The 6,365-nt window shown below is 42.5% G+C and carries 5 protein-coding genes; all 5 read left to right on the top strand.

The window, feature by feature from the left end:
- Positions 1 to 89 precede the first annotated feature (89 nt).
- On the top strand, positions 90 to 1,958 hold the full coding sequence (locus tag RDS42_RS11055; RefSeq protein WP_308783715.1) for a TIGR03960 family B12-binding radical SAM protein: 1,869 nt from the start codon (positions 90 to 92) through the stop codon (positions 1,956 to 1,958).
- Positions 1,942 to 2,646 (top strand): TIGR03936 family radical SAM-associated protein, encoded by a 705-nt coding sequence (locus RDS42_RS11050; RefSeq protein WP_308783714.1) that lies wholly within the window; start codon positions 1,942 to 1,944, stop codon positions 2,644 to 2,646. Before RDS42_RS11055 ends, RDS42_RS11050 begins: the two co-directional genes overlap by 17 nt.
- Positions 2,643 to 3,869, top strand: coding sequence for a ribonuclease E/G (locus tag RDS42_RS11045; RefSeq protein ID WP_308783713.1), 1,227 nt, complete (start codon positions 2,643 to 2,645; stop codon positions 3,867 to 3,869). Before RDS42_RS11050 ends, RDS42_RS11045 begins: the two co-directional genes overlap by 4 nt.
- Positions 3,870 to 4,098: 229 nt before the next feature.
- The gene (locus RDS42_RS11040) at positions 4,099 to 5,721 is read left to right on the top strand and encodes a phosphotransferase (RefSeq protein WP_308783712.1); all 1,623 of its coding nucleotides are present in this window, start codon (positions 4,099 to 4,101) and stop codon (positions 5,719 to 5,721) included.
- A gap of 110 nt (positions 5,722 to 5,831) precedes the next feature.
- On the top strand, positions 5,832 to 6,281 hold the full coding sequence (locus RDS42_RS11035; protein WP_308783711.1) for a hypothetical protein: 450 nt from the start codon (positions 5,832 to 5,834) through the stop codon (positions 6,279 to 6,281).
- Positions 6,282 to 6,365: the final 84 nt, after the last annotated feature.

The following is a 6,365-nucleotide window of genomic DNA, read 5'->3' as shown; positions in this document are numbered from 1 at the left end:
TTGTTTTATAAAAGTTAAAATGCCGTATTTATGCGGCTTGTGGCGTTTCGCAAACGCCTAAAAAATGCATAAAAAGCGAAAGGAGCTATATGAGAAAACTTGCATTAAACGATGAAATATTACTAAAGATTGATAAGGCTGCCCGGTATATTGGTGGGGAAGTTAATTCTGTCATGAAAGATAAAGATAAGGTGGATCTTCGGTTTTGTATGGCATTTCCGGACGTGTATGAAATTGGAATGTCCAATTTGGGGATGGCGATCCTTTATGACAGCTTTAATAAAAGAGAGGACATATGGTGTGAACGTCTGTTTTCTCCATGGACTGACCTGGACAAGCTGATGAGAGAGCAGAATATCCCTCTTTTTGCCCTGGAGTCCCAGGATCCGGTAAAAGATTTTGATATGCTTGGAATCACTTTGGGTTATGAGATGTGTTACACAAATGTACTTCAGCTTCTGGATCTTTCAGGGATTCCTCTGAAAGCAGAAGAAAGAGGTGAGGATTTTCCTGTCGTGATCGGAGGAGGAGCCTGCTCGTATAATCCAGAACCTCTGGCACCGTTTTTTGATCTTTTCTATATTGGAGAAGGAGAAATTTCTTATAACGCTTTGTTTGATGCTTATATAGAAAATAAAAAAGCACGCGGAAGCAAAGAAGATTTTCTGAAAAAAGCGGCTCAGGTTCCTGGTATTTATGTTCCTTCTTTTTATGATGTAGCCTATAAAGAAGACGGAACGATTGCCTCTTTTATGCCAAACAGACCGGAAGCTCCTGAAAAAGTAGAAAAGCAGCTGATCGTGGATATGGAAAAGGATTATAATGTACTGGAATCTCCGGTAGTACCTTTTATCAAAGCAACTCAGGATCGTGTGACTCTGGAAATTCAGAGAGGCTGTATCAGGGGCTGCCGTTTCTGCCAGGCGGGAATGATTTATCGTCCTACCAGAGAGCGTGATGTGGAGACCTTAAAAAAAGCAGCACGTACTATGCTGAAAAACACAGGGCATGAAGAGATTTCTTTAAGTTCTTTAAGCTCCAGCGATTACACTCAGCTGAAGGAACTGGTTACGTTCCTGATTGATGAATTCCGTGAGAAAGCGGTAAATATTTCTCTGCCTTCTCTTCGAATCGATGCCTTTGCACTGGATGTTATGAGCAAGGTACAGGATGTGAAAAAGAGCAGTCTTACTTTTGCACCGGAGGCCGGCTCTCAGCGTCTCCGTGATGTAATCAACAAGGGGCTTACGGAAGAGGATATTCTTCACGGAGCCGGAGAAGCTTTTGAAGGCGGCTGGAACCGCGTAAAGCTTTATTTTATGCTTGGACTTCCCACAGAAACTGAGGAAGATATGAAAGGGATCGCCCATCTTGCAGAGAAGATCGCAGAACGTTATTACGAGATTCCAAAAGATAAACGAAATGGAAAGGTTCAGATCAATGTAAGTACATCCTTTTTTGTGCCAAAACCATTTACTCCTTTCCAGTGGGCTCCTATGTACCGGGAGGAAGAATTTATAGAAAAAGCAAAAATCGTAAAAAATGAGATCCGTTCTCAGCTGAACCAGAAGAGTATCCGTTATAACTGGCATGAACCGGATGTAACTGTTCTGGAAGGTTTCCTTGCAAGAGGCGACCGGAGAAGCGCAGATGTTATCCTGAAGGCTTACGAAAAAGGTGCCCTTTATGATGCATGGTCAGAAAGTTTCCATTATGAGATCTGGAAAGAAGCATTTGCCGAGACAGGTATGGATATAGAATTTTATACCCTTCGTGAGCGAAATACAGATGAAATCCTTCCATGGGATTTTATTGATGCAGGGGTAACAAAAGAATTCCTGATCCGTGAATGGAATCAGGCGAAGAATGAAACAGTGACGCCTAACTGCCGTCAGAGGTGCTCTGGCTGCGGTGCCCGAAAATATGAAGGAGGTGTATGCTTTGAAGGTAAGAATTAAATTTACAAAAACAGGATATATGAAATTTGTAGGCCATCTGGACACTATGCGGTATTTCCAGAAGGCCATTCGCAGAGCAGAGCTTCCGGTTGCTTTTTCCGGAGGGTACAGTCCTCATATGATCATGTCCTTTGCAGCGCCTCTTGGTGTTGGAACCACCAGTCTTGGAGAATATTTCGATATGGAACTGACCGAGACAATGCCAACCACAGAAATTCAGCAGCGCCTGAATAAAACAATGGTAGAGGGAGTAACCGTATGCTCTGTCCGTCAGGTAGAAGATGGAAAAGCAAGTACAGCTATGGCTCTGGTTGCCGCGGCAGACTATTATGTTTCTTTTCGGGAAGGAAAAGAACCGGCTTCCTCATGGAAAGAAAAGTTCACAGAATTTCTTGATCAGAATGAGATTATTGTTACAAAAAAGACAAAACGCAGTGAAAAGACGGTGGATATTCGTCCGTTTATTTATAAGGCAGAAATTCAGGAAGATGGAATCTTTATGCAGCTGGCTTCTGCAAGCTCAAACTATACAAAACCGGAACTGGTTATGGATACCTTTATGAAGTGGATGGGAGAAGAGCCGCAGGAATTTGCATATCTTATCGAAAGAAGAGAAGTTTATGCAGATGCAGGAGAGAATAACAGTCCTCGCTTTGTTCCACTGGAAGATTTGGGGGAAGAGGTTTGAGCCGGCTGATCATTACAGAGCTTTCTGTTCATGGGTGCCCCTGTATTGTCTGTTCCATTACAGAAGGGCAGAGTGTCATGGAACTCCGCCTGGAAGCATCAGGAAAAAAAAGTATCCTGAACAATATCTATGTAGGACAGGTGGAAAACATTGCCTCTAATATTAAAGCTGCTTTTGTTCGGTTTGGAGAGGGAATTACAGGATACCTTCCTCTGGATCAGGCCACAGATGCTATTTTTACTGCAGGACGGAAAGACAGCTCATCTTTACGTCCAGGAGACGAGCTTCTGGTTCAGGTGTGCCGGGATGCCATGAAGGGAAAGCTTCCGGCATTGACTACAAATCTGAATTTTACCGGTAAATATCTGGTTCTTACCACAGGAAATAAAAAAATTGGTTTTTCAGGAAAACTTACAAAAGAAGAAGCATCTGTAGTTAATAAATGGCTGGAACCGGAACGTGAGCAAAAGGATCGAGGCTATGGAATCATAGCAAGGACTAATAGTGCAGAGGCACAAAAAGAAGAATTTCTTCACGAACTTGCATTTTTAAAAACACTCTATCAAAAAGTTGCAGTGCTTGGAAGAAACCGTACCTGTTTCAGCCTTCTTTATGAGGCAGAACCTTTTTATCTTGCAGCTGTTCGTGATGTGTACAGCCGTGATCTGGAGGAAATCGTCACAGATCTTCCGGAGGTATACGAACGATTACAGAGATATCTTCAGGATTTCCGTCCGGAAGATCTGACTAAATTAAGGTTTTATGAAGATAAGCTTCTTCCACTTTGCAAATTGTACCGGATAGAACATGCTCTGGAGGAAGTTCAGCAGGAAAAAATCTGGCTGAAAAGCGGCGGTTTTCTTGTTATTCAGCAAACGGAGGCCTTTGTTTCTGTTGATGTGAACAGCGGGAAATATACCGGCAAAAAGAAAGCAGAAGAAACATACCGTAAAATCAATCTGGAGGCTGCCGGAGAAATTGCACGACAGATACGCCTTCGGAACCTTTCAGGGATCATATTGATTGACTTTATTAATATGTCGAATCCGGATCATCAGGATGAATTGTTTCATGTACTTCAGAAATATCTGCGCAAAGATCCGGTAAAATGCAGGGCTATAGATATCACACCCCTGCATATCCTGGAAATGACACGAAAAAAAGTAAGAAGACCGGTAATCGAAGAAATAAGAGATTTAACAGAAAAAAACACAAAATTTTAAGGGAAAGATCTGTTTGCCATTACAGAAATCGTTTTTCATTAGCCTGAAAAATGAAACTCCATACTTGTGTGGAAAATGCATGGTAAAACTCCTTACAAAAACCTCTGTCTTTTTTTGATGGATTCTGTTACAATCATATCATGTATAGGCCGCAGATGTTTTGACAAAATTTAATATACTCCTGAAGCTGCGAGCCTGTGAAAATGCAAATGAGAAGAAGGAGACAGATATGGAAACTTTATTGATCCTTGGTGCCGGCGGATTTGGCCAGATGGTAAAGGAGACAGCTTTGCAGCTGGGCTATAAAAAGGTGGTTTTTCTGGATGATGCTGCAAAAGGGGAAGATGTAATCGGTATGTGCTGTGATTACATACTTCTTCATTCGGAATATCCGGTGGCAGTGGCTGCATTTGGCAATAACAGGACACGCCTCCAGTGGACAGATAAGCTGATCGAAGAAGGCTATGAGGTTCCTGCAATCATTCATCCGTCTGCAGTCGTAAGCCCCAGCGCTGTGATCCAACAGGGATGCTTTATTATGCAGAGAGCCGTAGTAAATACACATACAAGAATTGAACGTGCGGCTCTGATCAACAGCGGAGCAGTTGTGGATCATGATTCGGTTGTGTGTGCTGGCGCGCACGTATGCCTGGGAAGTATTGTAAAAGCTAACTGCACCATTGAATCCGGCAGAAAAGTAGAGGCCGGTGAGGTGATTTTTTCTACCAGAAGAAAAATCGAGGGCGCAGACAGCCGCTGTCTTGAGGATGCGGTCTATGCTTTTGGTTTTGGTCCTCAGTGCAGCTATGTGAAGCCTTTTGGAGAGGGCCATATTAATGAGACATATGCGGTTTATATGCCGGATTCCGATGGGACAGACGTACCCCTTTATGTGCTGCAGCGTGTAAATATTAATGTATTTAAAAACCCTGCACAGGTAATGGAGAACATTTTTGGAGTGACGGAGTATCTCCGTGATGTGATCCGCAAAGAAGGCGGTGACCTGGACAGAGAAACCTTGTCTTATATTAAAACAAAAAGCGGAGATACTTATTTTGAGGATGATCAGGGTCAGCCATGGCGCTGTCTGCACTATGTTCCGAATTCTGTGTGTTATCAGCAGGTGGAACGTCCGGAACAGTTTTACCAGTCAGCCAGAAGCTTTGGCCATTTCCTGATGCAGCTGGGAGATTATCCTGCAGAAAGTCTTTATGAGACAATCCCGAAATTTCATGATACCGTAAAAAGATTTCATGATTTTGAGGCGGCAGTTCGAAAAGATGTAAAGAATCGTGCACGTTTATGCCGTCCGGAAATAGATTTTGTGCTTTCCCGTGAAAAGGACTGCGGAGTCCTGATGGAACAGCTCCGGAAAGGAATTCTTCCGCTGCGTGTAACTCATAACGATACCAAGCTGAATAATATTCTTTTTGACGGGGATACAGGAAAAGGTCTGTGTATTATTGACCTGGACACCATTATGCCCGGCCTTGCTGCCAATGATTTCGGTGATTCTATCCGTTTTGGAGCCTCTACTGCCGAAGAGGATGAACCGGATCTGGATAAGGTGCATTTTGATATCCATCTTTACGAGCTTTATGTAAAGGGTTATCTGGAGATGGCGAACGATGTACTGACTCCGGCAGAAACAGAGAGCCTTCCATGGGGAGCGCGGCTGATGACTCTAGAGTGCGGTATGCGCTTCCTGGCAGATTTCCTTCAGGGAGATGTGTATTTTAAAACAGCTTATCCTGAGCACAATCTTGTTCGTGCAAGAACACAGTTCCGTCTGGTAAAAGAAATGGAAGAGCAGTTTGAAGAAATGTATGAGATCTTAAAAAAATATAGATAAAACCATTTGCATAAGCCGGAGAGATCCGGCTTATGTGTGCTTAAATGCTTGGATAACCGTGCACGATATGTTTACCCGCAGAAAGATAAAGAAAGGACTTGAGGCAAAAGATGAGCAGAACAGAAAACTGCAGTATTTCATATTCTGTTGATCAGAAAAAAGAAGCTGTGAATGCTTTGTGCAGCCAGATAAAAACGGGAAATGAAGAGGAGTTAATAGAAACCTTATGGAGAACATTGATCGCTTTTCAGAACCATCCATTTTATACTTTGTCCGGACTGCCTTTTTCTTATACATTAAAGACTGGACGGGATGGAAATTATACAAAAGAATTGTTTATTGACCGCAGAAAAAACAGTAAAAGTTTGTCCTGGAGTTCCGTTTTAAAAGTATTTCAGAATGTTTTAAAAAGTCAAAAAGAACAAGGGAAAATTCCGTTTATGAAAGGACCGAAATCTCTTGGAGACATACGTGGTGTATCCTATCTGTATCCTATTTTTTATCAGATAGGTTTAATAGAAGTTCCGGATGGAACCAGCCTTGAGTCAAAAGAAGACTAGCAGTTTATTCTGCTGACGGAACATGGAAAGGGGCTATCGGTTAATACCGATTTTTAGGCTCTAAATCTTAAAATACGAATCTCC

This window comes from uncultured Blautia sp. (assembly GCF_902497045.1).
Taxonomy (GTDB): Bacteria; Bacillota; Clostridia; order Lachnospirales; family Lachnospiraceae; genus Blautia_A.
Note: the sequence above shows the minus strand (reverse complement) of the source record. Positions and strands in the feature narration are given on the sequence as shown.

Excerpts from the sequence above, each read along its gene's own strand:
- RDS42_RS11055 (WP_308783715.1), top strand. The coding sequence starts at position 90 with ATGAGAAAACTTGCATTAAACGATGAAATATTACTAAAGATTGATAAG.
- RDS42_RS11040 (WP_308783712.1), top strand. The coding sequence starts at position 4,099 with ATGGAAACTTTATTGATCCTTGGTGCCGGCGGATTTGGCCAGATGGTA.
- RDS42_RS11035 (WP_308783711.1), top strand. The coding sequence starts at position 5,832 with ATGAGCAGAACAGAAAACTGCAGTATTTCATATTCTGTTGATCAGAAA.